Source organism: Kitasatospora sp. NPDC029312 (genome assembly GCF_055569215.1).
The window spans coordinates 35,631-51,989 of sequence record NZ_JBVHXY010000036.1 but is presented as its reverse complement, the minus strand read 5'-3'; the positions used below and the strand labels follow the sequence as shown (position 1 = coordinate 51,989).

Here is a 16,359-nt window from a genome sequence, read left to right as displayed (position 1 = left end):
CACCGTGATCGTCGTCGGCGTCATCCTGCTCATCATCGGCTTCGTCACCGGGATCTCGGTCCTGTGGACCATAGGCATCATCCTTCTCGTCATCGGCCTCATCCTGTGGGTCGCGGGCGCTCTGGGACACGCTGTCGGTGGACGTCGCCACTACTTCTGACCGGTCCGGTGCTTCCGACCGGTCCCACCCGACCGATGGCGGGTCCGCGGTGCCGGACGACCGACCCGTGAACGCGGCGACCCGGGCTCTGCGGCCCGGGCCGTTCGCGACCCCGGGCGGTGGTGCTCAGCCCGCGGACGGCCCGCCGACGGTCGGCATCGAGGAGGAGTACTTCCTCGTCGACGCCGACACCCGCGCCGTGGTGCCGGCCGGCCCGCGACTCGCCGCCCTGGCCGCCGGCGTGCTGGGCGACTCGGTCTCGGGGGAGTTCACGGACCTCCAGATCGAGGTGCGGACCACGCCCTGCACCACCATGGACGAGCTGTCCGCCCAACTGGCCCGACTGCGCCGGGAGCTGGCCGGCTGCGCAGCCGCCGCGAACCTCAAGGTGTGCCCGAGCGGCACGCCCGTGATCGGCGGCGGCGGTGCGGTGCCGGTCGGCGACCACCCCAGGTACCACGACGGGGTGGACCTGTTCCGCACCATGATGGACGACTTCGCCGTCTGCGCGCTGCACGTCCACGTCCACCTGCCGGACCGGGACGTGGCGGCCCTGGCCGGCAACCACCTGCGGCCGTGGCTGCCACTGCTGGTGGAGATGAGCGCCAACTCGCCCTTCCACGCCGGGCGGGACACCCGGTACGCGAGCTGGCGGTCGGTGCTGCGGCTGCGCTTCCCCAGCCTCGGGCCGCCACCGTGGGTCGACTCCTTCGACGGCTACCGGCGCGTCGCCACGGCCATGGCGGACGTCGGCGGCATGTCCTTCGCCGAGTTGCCCTTCTGGGACACCCGCCCGCACCCCAACCTGCCGACCCTGGAGGTGCGCTGCATGGACGTGCCGGCCGACCCCGCGGACTCGGCGGCGCTGGCGGCCGTCGTGCGGGGCCTGGTGATGACCTCCGCCCGCCTCGCGGAGCAGGGGGACAAGGGCCCGCGGCTGGGCGGCGAGGTGCTGCGGGGAGCGTACTGGTACGCCACCCGCGACGGCTGGCCGGGCGACGGCGTGGACGCGCTGTCCGGCCGGAGACTACCGGCGCCGGAACGCGCCCGGCGGCTGGTCGCCCACATCGGAGCGGCGCTGGCGGAATGCGGCGACCTCGAACGGGTCGACGCCTTCCTCGACCGGCTGGCCACCCGGGGCAGCGGCGCCCACCGCCAGCGCGCCGTCCACCGCTCGGGCGGTCTGCCCGCGGTGGTGGACGACCTGGCGACCTACATGATCGCGCCGACCGCCCAGACCGCCCAGACCGCCCAGACCGCCCAGACCGCTCCGACCGCCCCGACCGCTCCGAACACCGCCCGCACGGCGGATCACCCGGCGGCGCGGCCGCCTGGGGCGTGCCACGTTGAAGGGACGCGGCCGGACCCGAGCGGGGAACGGACCCCCGCCGACGGTCGCCCGTGAACTCAGGAGGAGGAGCCGATGGACACGATCCTGGACGCAGACGGCCGGCCGGCCGCCACCGGTGCGCCCGGCACCGCCGACCGGTCGCCCGGGCCCCCGACGGTCGAACAGGCCGTGCGGGTGCGCCGCGACGGCTACGCCCGGCTGGGCGCCGCCGACCTCGGTGTCGACATGGCGGCCATGGCGGAGGACTTCGCCCGGCTCGCCGCCGCCTACGACGACCTGCCCCCGGACCCGTACGCCAGGGAGACCAACCGGTTCCGCCGCTACTCCCACGCCGTCTACCTGCCCTGGACCGGCGAGTTGTCCTACATCCCCGGCGCCCCCGACGACGAGTTCGGCACCGTCACCGAGTACTGGCAGGACGAGCACAACCCCGAGTACCCGAGGGTGCGCCGGCGGCTGCCCGACATCCCGACCGCCCTGCACGGCAACCGACTGCTCGACGCCCTGATCCGGGCCGACCTCGAGCACGCCCTGTGGCTGGAGGACCTGCACCGCGTCCCCGTCTACATCGGCATCCACCTGATCGCGCTCGGTGTCCGGGACCGGGAGCAGGTGGCGGTCTCCTCGCCGAACTGCCTCCACCAGGACGGCGGTTCGCCGGCCACCTTCACCTTCGCCCACCTCGTGGGGCGGCAGAACATCGAAGGCGGCGAGAACGTCATCGCCACCCCGGAGAGCGCCGGCCGCCAACCCGACACGCTGCCCCCCGAGGCCGTCCACGCCCGCTTCGTCCTGAGCGAGCCGCTGGACGGCTACGGGGTGCACGACTGCCGCGTCAGCCACTACGTCGGCCCCGTCCGTCTCGGCGACGACGGCGACGAGGGCAGGCGCGACATCCTCATCGTCGGCATCGCCCCCTACACGCCCGGGCTGTAGCCGGGTGACCCGCCCGCCCGCCTCACGCCCCACCGGCGCGGGCGGTCCGCCGGGGCAGCTCGGCCCGGCGGACCGCCCGCGAGCCGAAGGCGAACACCGCACCGAGGCAGGACAGGCCGCCGCAGCCGACGAAGACCGGCGCCGCGCCCCAAGCCCCGATCGCGGCACCCACCAGCGGATAGCCGAGCGGCGCCAGGCCGACCATGGTCAGCATCACGAGGGAGGTGACCCGGCCGAGGTAGGCCGGGTCGGCGGAGGTCTGGATGAGAGCACCGTCCAGGCTGCCGAAGACACCCGCGCCCAGCCCGACGAGCGCGGCCAGCAGAGCCGCCCCCCACAGGCTCGGGACCAACGCCATGGCGGCTGCGCCCACACTGCCGGCCAACAGCGTCGCCACCATGGTCAGGCCCGCCCGGGGGAGCCCGGCGATGGCGAGCAACGCGGCGCCGGCGGTGCGGATCCGCCCCCTCGACGCGCCGTCCGAGCCGACTGAGACGTCCGAGCAGCACGAGCAGCACGAGCAGCAGGATCCGGGCCGGGGCACCGCCCGCGCCGACCTGCTGGACGGCCTGCGCTACATCCGCCGTCACCCGCTGATCGGCCCTCACCGCCCCGCGTCCGCACGACGGAGAAACGGAGAAGGTGATCCGCGGTCAGGCCGATTTGCCGGAACGGCAAATCGCCTGGTCTTTTCAGCGGGCGTTCGCACAGGATCGGCCGTGGAACCCGCAGAGCGGCCAGGTCAGGCTGCTCCCGGCGCACGCCGGATCGACGGCTCGGAGGACGCATGCCGCAGCAGAACGCACTCACGCACCGACTGGTCTCCCAGGGTGGGCAGCGGATCCATGTGGTGGAGCAGGGCACCGGGCCGTTGGTGCTGCTGGTGCACGGCTTCCCGGAGTCCTGGTACTCCTGGCGCCACCAGTTCCCCGCCCTCGCCGCGGCGGGGTACCGCGCGGTCGCCCTCGATGTGCGCGGCTACGGCCGCTCCGCCAAGCCCGCCGATCCGGCGGCTTACCGGACGCGCGAGCTGGCCGAGGACAACGTCGCCGTGGTGCGCGCCTTGGGCGAGGAGACGGCCGTGGTCGTGGGCCACGACTGGGGAGCGACGATCGCCGCGGACAGCGCGCTGCTCCACCCGGAGGTGTTCCGCGCGGTGGGGCTGCTCAGCGTTCCCTACGCCCCGCGGGGCGGTCCGCGGCCCAGCGAGATCTTCGCCGGGCTGGGCGGGGACGAGGAGTTCTACGTCTCCTACTTCCAGCAGCCGGGGCGCGCGGAGGCCGAGATCGAGCCGGACGTCCGCTGCTGGCTCGCGGGCTTCTACGCGGCTCTGTCGGCCGACACCATGCCCGCGCCCGGCGCCCCCGATCCGCACTTCGTCTCCGCCGGCGGCACGCTGCGGGAGCGCTTCCCCGCCGGGCCGCTGCCCGGGTGGCTCAGCGAGGACGACCTCGACGTCTACGCCGGGGAGTTCGAGCGGACCGGCCTGACCGGGGCACTGAACCGCTACCGGAACATGGACCGGGACTGGGAGGACCTCGTCGCCTTCCACGGCGCCCCCGTCACCCAGCCCTCGCTGTTCATCGGCGGTACCCGGGACGCCTCCACCACCTGGCTGGCCGACGCGATCGCGGCCTTCCCGACCACCCTGCCCGGGCTGATCGGCTCCCACCTCCTCGACGGCTGCGGCCACTGGATCCAGCAGGAGCGCCCCGCCGAGGTCAACCGGCTCCTGCTCGAGTGGCTCGCCGCACTGCCTCGTTGAGCGGCACGCCCCTCATCACGCGCCATCCGCGAACACACCGCGAACACACAGCGGGCGTCTTCATCCGGTCCGCCCGCTGATCCGGGACAACGGTCTCAGGCCAGGCACGCCAAGGCCAGGGGCAGCGTGCGGTCGAGCGCCGCCTCGGCGTCGCACCGCACGTCGGGCTGGACGCCGGTGCCCTCCCAGTTGGTGCCCGATATCGGGTTGACCGCGCGGGCGACGGGCACGCTGAGCTCCAGGTGCGGGTGCACCGTCCAGCCCTCGCGCGGGTGCGCGCCGCCCCGGGTGGCCTCCCCGACGATCTCGGCGCGCCCGAGCTGCTGCAGGTCGTAGGCGAGTTCCTCGGCCGCGGAGAAGGTGTTTCCGCTCGTCAGCACGTAGAGCGGCTTGCTGCCGCCGAAGCGGGCGCCCGGTACGAACGGGGGCGTCCAGGACTGCTCGGCCACCTCGCCCTGCCGCGAGAGCATGGTGTTGAGGTGGGTTCGGCCGTCGAGCAGGTAGCCGCAGACGAAGGCGACTGTGTCCGGATCGCCGCCGGTGTTGCGGCGCAGGTCCAGGATGAGGGCGCGGGCCGGGGCCACCAGTGAGAGCGCCGCGGTCAGCGGCTGCGCCGCCCAGTCCAGCGGGAACATCTTGGGTGCGAGCTCCAGGACCGCGACGCCGCCGTCGAGGAGCTCCACACGGGGAACACCGGCCAGGGAGGCGTCGAACTCCCTCCGCATCGCGGCGAGTGCCGCCGCGCCCCGCTCAAGCGGCACCGGCATGGCGTGGTACTTGAGGGCCAAGTGCAGGTCGCCGTTGACGGACCGCAGGTCCGCGGTGACCGCTTCGGCCAACTCCTGGGCGGAAGCGGCCCGGTAGGAGCCGTCCGCGCCGCGGCGCCGCAGCAGGGACGCCAGTTGCCGGGCGGCTTCGGGGAAGACGTACTTCTCGCGGACCAGGTCGGCGATCGACTCGACGACGGCGACGGTGTCCAGCGCGGGTGACGATGTGGTGGAGGTCATGGGAGGGAGTAGACCAGTGGCTTGCCGAAGCGTCAAACGTACTTAACGCTTGATCTGGTGAGCCACCGAACAGACGACAGCGTCCAGCGGATCAGCACGCCCCTGCAGCACGCCGCACTCGCCCACCCCCTGCGCCAGCGCCTGCTCTTCGCCCTGAGCGGGCGGCCGTCGACGATCAGCCGGCTCGCCGCGCAGCTGGGAGTGAACAAGGGCAGCGTCTCCCACCACCTCAGGGTGCTCTGCGAGGCGGGGCTGCTCCAGGACGCGGGAACACGACGGGTGCGCGGCGGCACCGAGAAGTACTACCGGCGCACCGCCGAGCGACTCCTCGTCGCCGAACCGCAGGCCGAGGGCACGGCCGCACTGTTCGGCGCCGTCGCCCAGGAATTGGACCGTTCACCCGCCGACCACCTCCTGACGCTGCGCCACCTGCGGCTCAGCCCGGCCAAGGCGGCGCGGCTCGCCGAGGCGCTGGCCGGACTGGTCGACGAGGCGGAGGAGGACCCGGAGGGCGAGCCGGTGCACGGCCTCCTGGTGACGCTCTACCAGCAGGCCGGGGAGTAGGGGCGGTCGGCTGACGATCGCACCGCGGTACGACGGCGTCGAGGCGCTCGCGCGGGTCGGGCGGTCGGGACGGGGCAGGCGGTCGGGACGGGTCAGGCGGTCGGGGCGGGGCCGGGCGGCAGGTGGACGGTCATGATCAGGCGGCACGGTTCCGATCCGGCGCCGCGGTAGGTGTGTGGGGCGTCGCCGTCGAAGGTGGCGGTCTGGCCGGCCTCGACGGGGTGTTCGGTGCCATCGACGACCAGGGTCATTCGGCCGGAGGTGACGCTGACGGTCTCCACGACGCCGGCCTGGTGCGGGTGGCTGGCGTACTCCTCGCCCGGTTCCAGCCGCCACCGCCAGACCTCGACCGGGGCCGGGCCGGAGGTCGTCAGCATCAGCCGGGCCTCGCCGCCGCGTTCCCCCGTCCACAGGGGCGTGACGGTGTCGGCCGCGACGACGCGCACCCGGCCCTCGGGTCGGCCCTGCATCAGCGCGGACACCGAGATGCCGAGGGTGTCGGCGAGGCGGACCAGGGTCGCCAGGTTGGGGTTGCCCTGAGCCCTCTCCAAGCCGACCAGGGCGCCTTTGCTGACCTGGGCGCGTCGGCTGAGCTCCTCCAGCGACAGGCCCGCGCGGACGCGGGCGGCCCGGACGTTGTGCGCGACCGTCCGCAGGGTTTCGGCCGTCTCGGTCACCTGATCACCATCCTCACGCGGACTACTTTAGTGCACCGACCGGTCGGTTCATTGGCACTGCTCGGTCGATCCGATGTACGGTGTGGTCATTCCACTGAACGTCGCGAGGGACGTACCACCGTGATCTCTCTGCTCCTGGCCCTCGGCTGCTCGCTCGCCTACGGGTGCGCCGACTTCCTCGGCGGCCTCGGGGCCCGCAAGGCCCACGTCCTGCGGACCGTGCTCATCGCGGCCCCCGCCAGCCTGGCCGTCGAACTGCTGCTGTGGCCCGTGCTCGGCGCCTCGTTCAGCGCGGGAGCGCTCGGCTGGGGCGCCGCCTCGGGTGTCGCCTCGGCCGCCGCGTTCGCGCTGCTCTACCGAACGCTCGCGATCGGGCCGATGAACGTGCTCTCCCCGGTGACCGCCCTGGTGTCCGCCGCGCTGCCCGTCGCCGTGGGACTGCTGCAGGGCGAGCACCTCGGCGCCACCGGACTGATCGGCCTGCCGCTCGCCCTGGCGGCGATCGTCCTGGTGAGCGCCGGCCACGGCACCGGCGCGGCGCGCCCCTCGCGCACCGCGTTGCTGCTGGCCTTCGGCGCGGGCGCCGCCATCGCCCTCCAACTGGTCTGCCTGCACCAGGCGCCGGCCGACAGCGGGGTGGCGCCGCTGATCGTCGGCCGCGCGGTCTCCTCCGCGGTCACCCTGGCCGCCGCCGGACTGATGCGCCGCAGGCTGGGTACGGAACGGCCCGCGTACGCGCTGTCGGCCGCCGCCGGGGTGCTGGACTCGGTGGCGAACCTGCTGTTCCTGCTCGCCGTCCGCAGCGGGGACCTCACGGTCGTCGCCGTGATCACCGCGCTCTACCCGGCCGGCACCGTCCTGCTCGCCCGCGGCGTGCTCGCCGAGCGCATCCACCGCGCCCAGCTCGTCGGACTCGGCGTCGCCGCCTTCGCCGTCAGCCTCCTCGCCCTCGCCTGAGGCCGCCCGGCCCGCCCGCCGGTGCCTCCGACCCGGACCGCCTCGCCGAGGAGTCCGGCCGCGTCGCCTTCGTCCTGGAGGGGCGTCCGGGCCACCCGCGACCGTCCGGGCCACCCGCGACCGTCCGGGCCGCACGGGACCGTCCGGGACGCACGGGACGGGCAGAGCGGAGGGGCAGAGCGGACGGGCCGCGCGGACGGGCAGCGCCTCAAGGCCGCCGCCGAGCCACTGCGGGGCCTGCTCGCCCCCATGCGGACGGGGTGGGCGTGCAGTACCTCGGTCCGCAGCGCCCGGAGGTCCTCGCCTGAGCGCCGGGCCGGCCGGCCCTACGCCGCGGAGGTCCGCGCGGTGGCTCCGGCGCGGATCCGCTGACGGAGGAAGAGCGCGGCACGGTCCAGGGCCTCGTCCGCCTCGTCGAGGACGCCGGCGAAGGCTTGGAACACGTGCGGCACATCGGCGGTGACGTCGAGGATGACGTCCACGCCCGCGGCCCTGGCCCGCGCGGCCAGGCGGGTGGAGTCGTCCAGCAGCACCTCATTGGTGCCGACCTGGATCAGCATCGGGGGAAAGCCGGTCAGGTCGGCGAGGACGGCCGGGCTGAGCAGCGGCTGGTGCGGGTCCGCTCCGGCGAGGTACATGGCTCCGGTGTGTTCGAGCGCCGCACGGGTGAAGACCGGGTCGGCGCCCTCCTTGGTGTCCATGCTCTCGCCGGTCCGGGTCGCGTCCAGCCCGGGGGACAGGGCCAGGATCGCGGCGGGCAGCGGCAGGCCTGCGTCCCGGGCGGCGAGGCAGGCGGTGACGGCCAGTCCGCCGCCGGCGGAGTCCCCGGCGAACACGACGGCCGAGGGGTCCTCGCCGCTGTCCAGGAGGGCACGGTAGGCGTCCACGGTGTCGTGGATCGCGGCCGGGAAGGGGTGTTCGGGAGCGAGCCGGTAGTCCAGCGAGTAGGCGCCGAAGCCGGTCCTGGCCACGAGGTTGCCGGTCAGCGAGAGGGCGGTCTCGGGGGAGCCGAAGACCCAGCCGCCGCCGTGGAGGTACAGGATCGTTCCGGAGTCCGGGCCGTCCGTCTCCGTGTCCGGTCCGACCTTCGGTTCGACGCGCAGGGCGGGTCGGTCGCCGAGCGTCGTCGGCGCGGTGCGGATGCTGTCGTGGGGCACGATCATCCCAGCCATCAACTCCCGGAATCCGGCGCGGATCTGCTCGACCGACTGGGGTCCTCGGGGGCGCGGCTGCCGCAGGATCCCGTCGATCCGTATGCGCTGTTCCCTGCTCATGGGCATACTCCTGCCACAAGTAGCTTCCTGTACACTATATGCCATGGAATATACATCGGGTGGTGGCCGGACCGCAGTCGATTTCTCCGATCCCTCCGGCCTTCCCCATCTGTCCGAGCTCTTCGCCGATCTCGTCCGGTGCGAGACGCGCCTGTACAACGCGCTCAATGACCGCCTGCGCGAACGGCACGGGATCGTCACCTCCCAGTACGAGTTCCTGAGTTACCTGCGCGACCACCCCGAGTGCCGGGTGGCGGACCTCGCCGGAGAGTTCGCCATCGGAGTCGGGGCGACCAGCAAGGGCATCGACCGTCTGGAGAAGCAGGGGTGGGCCGCCCGTCGGCCGAACCCGGCGGACCGCCGGTCCTCGCTGCTGGTCCTGACCGAGGAGGGGGCGAAGCTCGTCGCGGAGGCGGAGCGGACCTTCACCGGCGGCCTGGCCGAGCTGCTCGGGAGCGCTCTCGACGGCTCCTCGCTGTCGGCGGTCGCGCAGGCTCTCTCGACCCTGCGGTCCGTCCTCGAGCGCGACCAGGTCGGCACGCCGGTCGGCTGACCGGTGACGCCGAAACCGACTGACGCCCCGGCAGGCCGCCGGCGTGCCGGGATTGGGCGATAGGCGCCCATGGCCCGGCTCCGGCGGCCGACTTCTTTGTGTCATCTGCCAGTACGGCGGCGGAGCCGGTGGCGGGAGACTTTCCGCCACGGCCGCCGCACGTCAGCACCTTGGGAACGGGGGGCGGCGGCCGACAGGATGACGACACGGAGGTGCGGCACATGGGCGTGCAGCAGTACGACGAGATCGGTGAGGCGTTTGAGGGCTTCAAGTCCCTGCCGTTGATCCGCTACGGGGAAGTGCCCAGCGTCCTGGGCCTGGTCGGGGACGTGAGCGGCAAGTCGGTCCTCGACCTGGCGTGCGGCACCGGCTTCTACAGCCGGGAGTTCATGCGGCGCGGCGCCAAGGAGGTGCTCGGCGTCGACATCTCCGGCGAAATGATCGCCGTCGCGCGGGAGTTCGAGCAGCGTGAGCCGCTGGGGGCGCGCTATGAGGTTGGCGATGTGGGCGAACTCCGGCCGCTCGACCGGCGCTTCGACATCGCACTGGCGGTCCAGTGTCTCAACTACGCGGAATCCCTCGCGGAGCTCGAGCGGATGTGCCGCAACATCCACCGCAACCTGGTGCCGGGTGGAGAGCTCTTCGTGTTCGCCCAGAAGCCCGACTACGGGTTCGACTGCGCCTCCCTGGACAAGTACGGCTTCCGCTGCGAGCCGACCGGCGAGGAGATCGAGATCGGCCCGCGCGTACGGGTCACGGCGCTCCTCGACCCGCAGCCCATCAGCATCCTCGGCGTGGTCCCGCGCCGGGAGGTCTATGAGGAGTCCCTGCGGGCGGCTGGGTTCAGCGACCTGGAGTGGGTGCCGCTGCAGGTGTCCGAGGCCGGACTCCGCGAGTACGGCGAGGACTTCTGGGCGGACCTCCTCGCCAGCCCGCCGCTGGAGCTGCTGCGCTGCCGCGCCTGAGGCCTGCCCGACACTGGCACTGGCACTGGCTCCGGTCTTGGTCCCGGCCCTGGTCCTCCTGGCCCGCCTTCCCGCCGGGGGAGGCGGGCCGGTGCTTCGATCGTGTCGCTCGGGGCGGGGCTCAGCCGGCCGAGGGTCGGTTCGGACGTCTGCTGGGGCAGCGGTTCGACGGCGGTCTCAGTCGAGGCGGTGCTCGTGCCAGAAGGCGGTCAGGTCGACGGGGGTCGCGGCCTGGGCGGCTGCCTTGAAGTCGGCGGTGGTCGAGATGCCGTACCAGTGGGCGTGCGCGTAGTCGTGGAGCAGGGCGGACATCGTCTCCGCGCCGATCAGGCGGCGGAGTTCGTGCAGGGCGCAGGAGCCGTGGTCATAGATGACCGGTTCGTAGCGGTCGGGGTGGGTGTCCCAGTAGCTCATCGGATTGGTGAGGCGTTCCTGGGCGGACCGCCAGGGCGTGGCGGCGGCGCAGCCCTCGCCGGTGTCGCCGAGGGCGAGGTCCATGGCGTACTCGGCGAAGGACTCGTCCAGCCAGGGCGCGCGGTACTGGTCGTCGCCGACGATGCCGTACCACCACTGGTGCGCCAGCTCGTGGACGACGGCGGAGGGTCTGATCCGGTCGAGGACGAAGGCCGGGTACTCCATGCCGGCGAACTCAAAGGCGTTGTCCAGCACCAGGGCCAGATCGCCGTACGGGTAGGCCCCGTAGCTCGCGGAGTGGGCGTCGACGGTCCGCAGGGAGAGGTCGAGCATCGCGCGGGTGTCCTCGGCGCTGATGCCGGCGGTCGAGTAGACGGCGATCCGGACGCCGTCGGCCGAGCGGCCCGTGATGCGGCTGAACGGGCCGGCGGCCCAGGCGAATTCACGCACCCGGCGGGCGGTGACCCGGGTGAGCGTACGGCCCGGCTCGCCGGGGGTGTCGACGGCGGTGCCGGTGGCGGGGACCAGCAGGCCGGCGGGGTGGTCGAGGGTGACGGCGAAGTCGGAGGCGAGCGCGTAGAAGGACTCGCCGAGGTCGGTGTACGGATCCAGGTGCCAGCCCTGCCCGTCGCGGACGGCGAGGACGGGCAGGGCGTTGCCGAGGAAGCCGAAGGCACCGTCGCGGCCGAAGCGGTCGACGCCGTCCGGGACGTCGATGGCCAGGTCGAACGTCAGGCTCCCGGAGGCGCCCCGGGACAGCGGCCGGGGCAGCGGGACGCGCAGCGCGGTGCAGTCGACCGAGTAGGGGCCGGCGAGGCCGGACACCCGGACGGGCCGGGCGGCGCAGCCGCCGTGGGAGTTGCCCCAGAGCCGCAGGTACACCTCGCGCAGCGGTTCGGGCGAGGCGTTGCTGAAGGCGATCCGCTCGTGGCCGCTCCAGTGCGCACCGGTGGCGTCGCTGCGCAGTTCGACGGTGTAGCCGGGCGCGTCGGGGGTGCGCGGCGGGTCGGCGCCGTCGTGGCCGGGCGGGGCGGCGGCGACCGCCAGGAGCACGGCGAGGACGGCGAGCAGGCGGAGCAGGCGTCGCATGCCGTGGCTCCTTTCCGTGCGGGGCTTTCTTCGCTCCGTATTCGTACCAGGTGGATCCGACGACGCGGTTCGACTGGCAGGGGAGTGGCGGGGACTAACCACCCTGCCAGGTGAACTGATCCGTCAGGGAGTTGACGGATCGGGAGCGAGCGCCCGGCGACACACGGGAAGGAACGTGCCTGCATCCGGCAGAGGTCGCACCACGGTGCAATGGGACCGCCGCGGAGCCCGCACATCCCACCCGGCCGGCACACCCGCCCGGCCCCCGCACCCCACCACAGGAGGCGCCGCCCGATGGAGCCGACGACCACCGACAGTGTTCCGGTCCGCGTACTCGACGTCTCGGGCGCCGACTACCGCCGGGCCTTCGAACTCTTCCTCGCCGGTACGGACGAGAAGCCGCGCACCCACGCCCGGCTGAGCGAGATCGCGGCGGCCCTCCCGCAGCGCCGGGTCCTGCTCGACCTGGGCGCCGGCGAGGGCCGCACCACCGCCCACCTGGCCCGCCACTTCGACCGCGTGATCGCCGTCGAGCCCAGCGCGGCCATGCGCGAGAAGCTCCGCACCGCCTGCCCCGAGGCGGTCGTCCTCCCCGAGCCGATCGACCGGGCCCGGCCGCCCGAGCCGGCCGACCTGGTGCACCTGTCCCACGTCCTCTACTACGTCCCGGACCCCGACTGGCTCCCCGTCGTCACCCGGGCCCTGGACTGGACGGCTCCCGGCGGCGCCCTGCTGGTCATCCTGCAGAACCCCGACAGCCCCTGCATGCGGATGGCCGAGCACTTCACCGGCGTCCGCTACGACCTGCGCCCCCTCCTCGACCGCCTCCGCACCGCGCACCCCTCCCACGACTACGCCCTGGAGACCCTCGCCCTCCACTACCGCACGCCCCACCTCGACGAGGCCGTCGACGTCGCCGAGTTCATGGTGAACGTCGCGGACCTCGTGGACCTCGACCCCCGGCCCACCCGCGCCGCCCTCACCTCCTACGTCCGCAAGCACTTCACGCAGCCCGACGGCAGCTACGCGATCGGCCACACCCAGGACATGCTCACCGTCCGCCGCGCCCCGGCCTGACCCCGGCGCTTCCCCTCCGGCGGGTGGTTCGGGCCGGTCACGGCCAGCCGGGCGGCCTGGTGGCGGCCGGGGAGGCGGCGGAGGCGGCGGCGACGATCGCTTCGCAGGCGCGGCGGACCTCCGTGGCGGCCCAGGCGGAGGGCAGTGGTCCGTGGGCCTTGAGGGCGGCCGCCTGCCGTTGGAGTTCGCGGAGCGCGCCGCCCTGGGCGTTGGACAGGCCCATCTCCTGGTAGTCGCCGGGGTCGGTGCCGCCGTCCAGCGAGGTCTGCAGCCAGGGCAGGACACTCAGCATGCAGTCGGCCACCCGGTCGGCGGGGGGCGGCGCGGCGGCGTGGTCGGCGGCGCTGCGGCGGGCCCGCCACACGCCGACGCCACCGAGACCACCACGATCGGGCCCAGCAGGCCCGCCACACGCCGTGTCCGCATCCCCGCATTGTGGCCGCCGCCGGTCGGGTGCACCAGAGGGGCGGTCCGGCGCGCCGGGAGCGCACCGAAGCGCGGTCCCGGAACGACCCCGGGACGCTCCGGGGACGGCCCGGAAGGCGGCCGCCCGGACCGTTTGAGCCGGTGCGGACCGGAAAGGCGCGCCGATGCGACGGGCTGCCGCGCCGAGGAGCCATCCCCGCCCGGCAGCACGGCCGCCGATCAGCGGGTGCCGGGACACACCGCGTCCCTCCAGCGCCGTGTCCGCCGGTGGACACGGGCGGGGCGGGCGCGGCCGGCACGCCGTGGAGAGGAGTCATCGTGGCAGTTCCCGGCCGGACCGATCGAGGGTCCGTACTTCCTCCGAAACCGCCGGCTCCGCCGGCCCCCGCGACGGCCCCCAGTACCGTCGCCGATCCGGGTGCCCTCGGTCTCGGGGCCTTCGCGATGACCACGTTCGTGCTGAGCTGGTTCAACGCGGGCCTGATCAACGAGTCCGTGGCGGCCGTGGTGCTGCCACTGGCCCTGTTCTACGGGGGCATCGTCCAACTCCTCGCCGGGATGTGGGAGTTCCGGCGCGGTAACACCTTCGCCGCCACGGCCTTCGCCTCCTTCGGCGCCTTCTGGCTGGCGTACTGGGGCTTCGTCCAGGCCGTGGTCCCGCACCTGCTCCACGCCCACCAGCTCTACCAGGCCACGGGCCTGTTCCTGCTGGCCTGGACGATCTTCACGGCCTACATGACGATCGCCGCCCTGCGGACGACGGGCGCGGTGCTCGCGGTGTTCGTCACCCTGACCCTGACGTTCCTGCTGCTGACCATCGGCGCCTTCGCCCAGTCCGACGGCTGCACCAAGGCCGGCGGGTGGCTGGGACTGGTCACCGCCGTGGTCGCCTGGTACGCCTCCTTCGCCACCGTCACCAACGGGACCTTCCGACGGACGGTCCTCCCGGTGTGGCCGCTCGGCGGTCCCGCCGCGGCCGTCGGTCCGGGCGGGCCCACTCCTCCTGCCGGTTCCGTTCCGCCCGCCGGGCCCGCGGATCCCGGGTTCGGGGAGGCTCGGGGATTCCCGGACCGCCCCGAGGAGTAGCGATGAGTGACGAGACGCTGTCCAACCTGTCGCACGAAGAGCGTCGCTTCCCGCCACCGCCGGAGTTGGCCGCGACCGCCAACGTCACCGAGCGGACGGTGCGCGAGGCGCAGCAGGACCGGCTCGCCTTCTGGGCCGCGCAGGCGGAGCGGCTCAGCTGGGCCGAGCCGTGGACCGAGGTCCTCGACTGGTCGGAGGCGCCGTTCGCCCGCTGGTTCGTCGGCGGCCGGCTCAACGTCGCCCACAACTGCGTGGACCGGCACGTCGAGGCCGGGCACGGTGACCGGGTCGCCTTCCACTGGGAAGGCGAACCCGGTGACACCCGGACCATCACCTACGCCCAGCTGAAGGACGCGGTCTGCCGCGCGGCCAACGCGCTGACCGAGCTCGGCGTGCGGGAGGGCGACCGGGTGGCGATCTACATGCCGATGATCCCCGAGACGGCGATCGCCATGCTGGCCTGCGCCCGGATCGGGGCACCCCACACCGTCGTCTTCGGCGGCTTCTCGGCCGACGCGCTCAAGGGCCGCATCATCGACTGCGACGCCCGGGTGGTGATCACCGCCGACGGCGGCTACCGCAAGGGCTCCGCCTCCGCGCTCAAGCCGGCCGTCGACAGCGCCGTGGCCGACTGCCCGGACGTGCGCACCGTGGTGGTGGTGCGCCGCACCGGCCAGGACGTGGACTTCACCCCGGGCCGGGACGTCTGGTGGCACGACCTGGTGGACCGGCAGTCGCCGGACCACGAAGCGCAGCCGTTCGACTCCGAGCACCCGCTCTACATCATGTACACCTCGGGGACCACGGCGAAGCCCAAGGGCATCCTCCACACCTCCGGCGGTTACCTGACCCAGGTGGCCTGGACGCACTGGGCCGTCTTCGACCTCAAGCCCGAACGGGACGTCTTCTGGACGGCCGCGGACATCGGCTGGGTGACCGGCCACTCGTACATCGTCTACGGCCCGCTGGCGAACGGCGCCACCTCGGTGATGTACGAGGGCACCCCGGACACCCCGCACCAGGGCCGCTGGTGGGAGATCGTCGAGAAGTACCGGGTCAGCATCCTCTACTGCGCCCCGACGGCGATCCGGACGTTCATGAAGTGGGGCGAGGAGGTGCCGGCCGCCTCGGACCTGAGCAGTCTGCGGATCATCGGCTCGGTCGGCGAACCGATCAACCCGGAGGCCTGGATCTGGTACCGCCACAACATCGGCGGCGACCGGTGCCCGGTGGTGGACACCTGGTGGCAGACCGAGACCGGCGCCCAGATGATCAGCCCGCTCCCGGGGGTGAGCGTCTGCAAGCCGGGGTCGGCGCTCCGCGCGCTGCCCGGGGTCAGCGCCGACGTGGTCGACGACCGGGGCGAGCCGGTGCCGAACGGCGCGGGCGGCTACCTGGTGCTCACCGAGCCGTGGCCGGCCATGCTGCGCACCATCTGGGGCGACCGGCAGCGCTACCTCGACACCTACTGGTCGCGGTTCCCGGGGGTGTACTTCGCCGGGGACGGCGCCAAGAAGGACGAGGACGGCGACATCTGGCTGCTCGGCCGGGTCGACGACGTGATGAACGTGTCCGGCCATCGGATCTCCACTACGGAGGTCGAGTCGGCCCTGGTCTCCCACCCGAAGGTGGCGGAGGCGGCGGTGGTCGGCGCGGCCGACGTGACGACCGGGCAGGGCATCGTCGCGTTCGTGATCCTGCGCGCGGACGCCGGCACCGGTGAGGGCGACGGCGGCCGGGCCGTCGCCGACGAGCTGAGCGCCCACGTCGCCCGGGAGATCGGGCCGATCGCCCGGCCCCGCCAGGTCCTGGTGGTGCCGGAGCTGCCGAAGACCCGCTCCGGGAAGATCATGCGTCGGCTGCTGCGCGACGTCGCCGAGAACCGCAGCCTGGGCGACGTCACCACGCTCACCGACAGCTCGGTGATGCAGCTGATCAAGGACCAGCTGCCCGGGGCGGGAACGCCCGGGAGCGGGGGCGGGCAGGACGGGGGAGCGGACGAAGACCGCTGAGGCGAGCGTCACCGCCCGGGGCCGCGCGAGGGCCCGGGGCGCGTGG

The 16,359-nt window shown here is 73.5% G+C and carries 16 protein-coding genes and 1 pseudogene; 11 read left to right on the top strand and 6 right to left on the bottom strand.

Translation table 11 applies throughout. The features are described from left to right. The first annotated feature begins 4 nt into the window (after positions 1 to 4). The 3 genes from ACZ4WV_RS26155 (at position 5) to ACZ4WV_RS26145 (ending at position 2,447) form a co-directional block, all read left to right on the top strand. Positions 5 to 160 (top strand): DUF6131 family protein, encoded by a 156-nt coding sequence (locus ACZ4WV_RS26155; RefSeq protein WP_465750756.1) that lies wholly within the window; start codon positions 5 to 7, stop codon positions 158 to 160. A gap of 67 nt (positions 161 to 227) precedes the next feature. Further along, complete coding sequence (locus tag ACZ4WV_RS26150) at positions 228 to 1,565, top strand: carboxylate-amine ligase (RefSeq protein ID WP_465750754.1); 1,338 nt, start codon at positions 228 to 230, stop codon at positions 1,563 to 1,565. A gap of 18 nt (positions 1,566 to 1,583) precedes the next feature. Further along, the gene (locus tag ACZ4WV_RS26145; RefSeq protein WP_465750753.1) at positions 1,584 to 2,447 is read left to right on the top strand and encodes a 2OG-Fe dioxygenase family protein; all 864 of its coding nucleotides are present in this window, start codon (positions 1,584 to 1,586) and stop codon (positions 2,445 to 2,447) included. Positions 2,448 to 2,469: 22 nt separating this feature from the next. Here the strand turns inward: ACZ4WV_RS26145 and ACZ4WV_RS26140 are convergent. Further along, a pseudogene (locus ACZ4WV_RS26140) lies at positions 2,470 to 2,898 on the bottom strand (MFS transporter); the annotation flags it as partial. A 336-nt stretch (positions 2,899 to 3,234) separates the two neighbouring features. Between ACZ4WV_RS26140 and ACZ4WV_RS26135 the strand changes: the two are divergent. Beyond that, positions 3,235 to 4,212 (top strand): alpha/beta fold hydrolase, encoded by a 978-nt coding sequence (locus tag ACZ4WV_RS26135; RefSeq protein WP_465750751.1) that lies wholly within the window; start codon positions 3,235 to 3,237, stop codon positions 4,210 to 4,212. Between the two features lie 95 nt (positions 4,213 to 4,307). On the opposite strand, the gene ACZ4WV_RS26130 is transcribed toward ACZ4WV_RS26135, so the two are convergent. Then, positions 4,308 to 5,219: a S41 family peptidase gene (locus ACZ4WV_RS26130; RefSeq protein WP_465750749.1), complete on the bottom strand. Its 912-nt coding sequence runs from the start codon at positions 5,217 to 5,219 to the stop codon at positions 4,308 to 4,310. Positions 5,220 to 5,276: 57 nt separating this feature from the next. Between ACZ4WV_RS26130 and ACZ4WV_RS26125 the strand changes: the two genes are divergently transcribed. Continuing rightward, positions 5,277 to 5,783 carry an ArsR/SmtB family transcription factor gene (locus ACZ4WV_RS26125; RefSeq protein WP_465750747.1) on the top strand — a complete coding sequence of 169 codons (507 nt, stop codon included), beginning with the start codon at positions 5,277 to 5,279 and terminating at the stop codon, positions 5,781 to 5,783. A 92-nt stretch (positions 5,784 to 5,875) separates the two neighbouring features. Here ACZ4WV_RS26125 and ACZ4WV_RS26120 read toward each other — a convergent pair whose 3' ends face one another. After that, the gene (locus tag ACZ4WV_RS26120) at positions 5,876 to 6,460 is read right to left on the bottom strand and encodes a helix-turn-helix domain-containing protein (RefSeq protein WP_465750745.1); all 585 of its coding nucleotides are present in this window, start codon (positions 6,458 to 6,460) and stop codon (positions 5,876 to 5,878) included. A 120-nt stretch (positions 6,461 to 6,580) separates the two neighbouring features. Between ACZ4WV_RS26120 and ACZ4WV_RS26115 the strand changes: the two genes are divergently transcribed. Continuing rightward, positions 6,581 to 7,417, top strand: coding sequence for an EamA family transporter (locus ACZ4WV_RS26115; RefSeq protein ID WP_465750743.1), 837 nt, complete (start codon positions 6,581 to 6,583; stop codon positions 7,415 to 7,417). Between the two features lie 326 nt (positions 7,418 to 7,743). Here the strand turns inward: ACZ4WV_RS26115 and ACZ4WV_RS26110 are convergent, their stop codons facing one another. Next, entirely contained in the window at positions 7,744 to 8,691 is a 948-nt protein-coding gene (locus ACZ4WV_RS26110) for an alpha/beta hydrolase (RefSeq protein ID WP_465750741.1), read from the bottom strand. Between the two features lie 43 nt (positions 8,692 to 8,734). Here ACZ4WV_RS26110 and ACZ4WV_RS26105 point away from each other — a divergent pair, with 43 nt between their 5' ends. Then, entirely contained in the window at positions 8,735 to 9,244 is a 510-nt protein-coding gene (locus tag ACZ4WV_RS26105) for a MarR family winged helix-turn-helix transcriptional regulator (RefSeq protein WP_465750739.1), read from the top strand. A gap of 221 nt (positions 9,245 to 9,465) precedes the next feature. Then, entirely contained in the window at positions 9,466 to 10,209 is a 744-nt protein-coding gene (locus tag ACZ4WV_RS26100) for a class I SAM-dependent methyltransferase (protein ID WP_465750737.1), read from the top strand. Positions 10,210 to 10,386: 177 nt separating this feature from the next. Here ACZ4WV_RS26100 and ACZ4WV_RS26095 read toward each other — a convergent pair whose 3' ends face one another. Next, entirely contained in the window at positions 10,387 to 11,712 is a 1,326-nt protein-coding gene (locus ACZ4WV_RS26095) for a M1 family metallopeptidase (RefSeq protein WP_465750735.1), read from the bottom strand. A gap of 294 nt (positions 11,713 to 12,006) precedes the next feature. On the opposite strand from ACZ4WV_RS26095, the gene ACZ4WV_RS26090 reads away from it, so the two are divergent. Continuing rightward, positions 12,007 to 12,789 carry a class I SAM-dependent methyltransferase gene (locus ACZ4WV_RS26090; protein WP_465750733.1) on the top strand — a complete coding sequence of 261 codons (783 nt, stop codon included), beginning with the start codon at positions 12,007 to 12,009 and terminating at the stop codon, positions 12,787 to 12,789. A gap of 37 nt (positions 12,790 to 12,826) precedes the next feature. Here the strand turns inward: ACZ4WV_RS26090 and ACZ4WV_RS26085 are convergent, their stop codons facing one another. Beyond that, the gene (locus tag ACZ4WV_RS26085; RefSeq protein ID WP_465750731.1) at positions 12,827 to 13,153 is read right to left on the bottom strand and encodes a hypothetical protein; all 327 of its coding nucleotides are present in this window, start codon (positions 13,151 to 13,153) and stop codon (positions 12,827 to 12,829) included. 506 nt (positions 13,154 to 13,659) lie between these two features. On the opposite strand from ACZ4WV_RS26085, the gene ACZ4WV_RS26080 reads away from it, so the two are divergent. Both ACZ4WV_RS26080 and acs read left to right on the top strand, forming a co-directional pair. Further along, a complete protein-coding gene (locus tag ACZ4WV_RS26080; protein ID WP_465750729.1) occupies positions 13,660 to 14,301 on the top strand; it encodes an acetate uptake transporter in 642 nt (213 codons plus the stop codon). A 2-nt stretch (positions 14,302 to 14,303) separates the two neighbouring features. Further along, complete coding sequence (gene acs / locus ACZ4WV_RS26075; protein WP_465750727.1) at positions 14,304 to 16,313, top strand: acetate--CoA ligase; 2,010 nt, start codon at positions 14,304 to 14,306, stop codon at positions 16,311 to 16,313. Positions 16,314 to 16,359: the final 46 nt, after the last annotated feature.

What these genes read in the sequence shown, in the direction of transcription:
- ACZ4WV_RS26145 (WP_465750753.1), top strand. Translation starts at nt 1,584, where the DNA reads ATGGACACGATCCTGGACGCAGACGGCCGGCCGGCCGCCACCGGTGCG.
- ACZ4WV_RS26135 (WP_465750751.1), top strand. Translation starts at nt 3,235, where the DNA reads ATGCCGCAGCAGAACGCACTCACGCACCGACTGGTCTCCCAGGGTGGG.
- ACZ4WV_RS26130 (WP_465750749.1), bottom strand. Translation starts at nt 5,219, where the DNA reads ATGACCTCCACCACATCGTCACCCGCGCTGGACACCGTCGCCGTCGTC.
- ACZ4WV_RS26110 (WP_465750741.1), bottom strand. Translation starts at nt 8,691, where the DNA reads ATGAGCAGGGAACAGCGCATACGGATCGACGGGATCCTGCGGCAGCCG.
- ACZ4WV_RS26105 (WP_465750739.1), top strand. Translation starts at nt 8,735, where the DNA reads ATGGAATATACATCGGGTGGTGGCCGGACCGCAGTCGATTTCTCCGAT.
- ACZ4WV_RS26100 (WP_465750737.1), top strand. Translation starts at nt 9,466, where the DNA reads ATGGGCGTGCAGCAGTACGACGAGATCGGTGAGGCGTTTGAGGGCTTC.
- ACZ4WV_RS26095 (WP_465750735.1), bottom strand. Translation starts at nt 11,712, where the DNA reads ATGCGACGCCTGCTCCGCCTGCTCGCCGTCCTCGCCGTGCTCCTGGCG.
- ACZ4WV_RS26090 (WP_465750733.1), top strand. Translation starts at nt 12,007, where the DNA reads ATGGAGCCGACGACCACCGACAGTGTTCCGGTCCGCGTACTCGACGTC.
- ACZ4WV_RS26080 (WP_465750729.1), top strand. Translation starts at nt 13,660, where the DNA reads ATGACCACGTTCGTGCTGAGCTGGTTCAACGCGGGCCTGATCAACGAG.
- acs (WP_465750727.1), top strand. Translation starts at nt 14,304, where the DNA reads ATGAGTGACGAGACGCTGTCCAACCTGTCGCACGAAGAGCGTCGCTTC.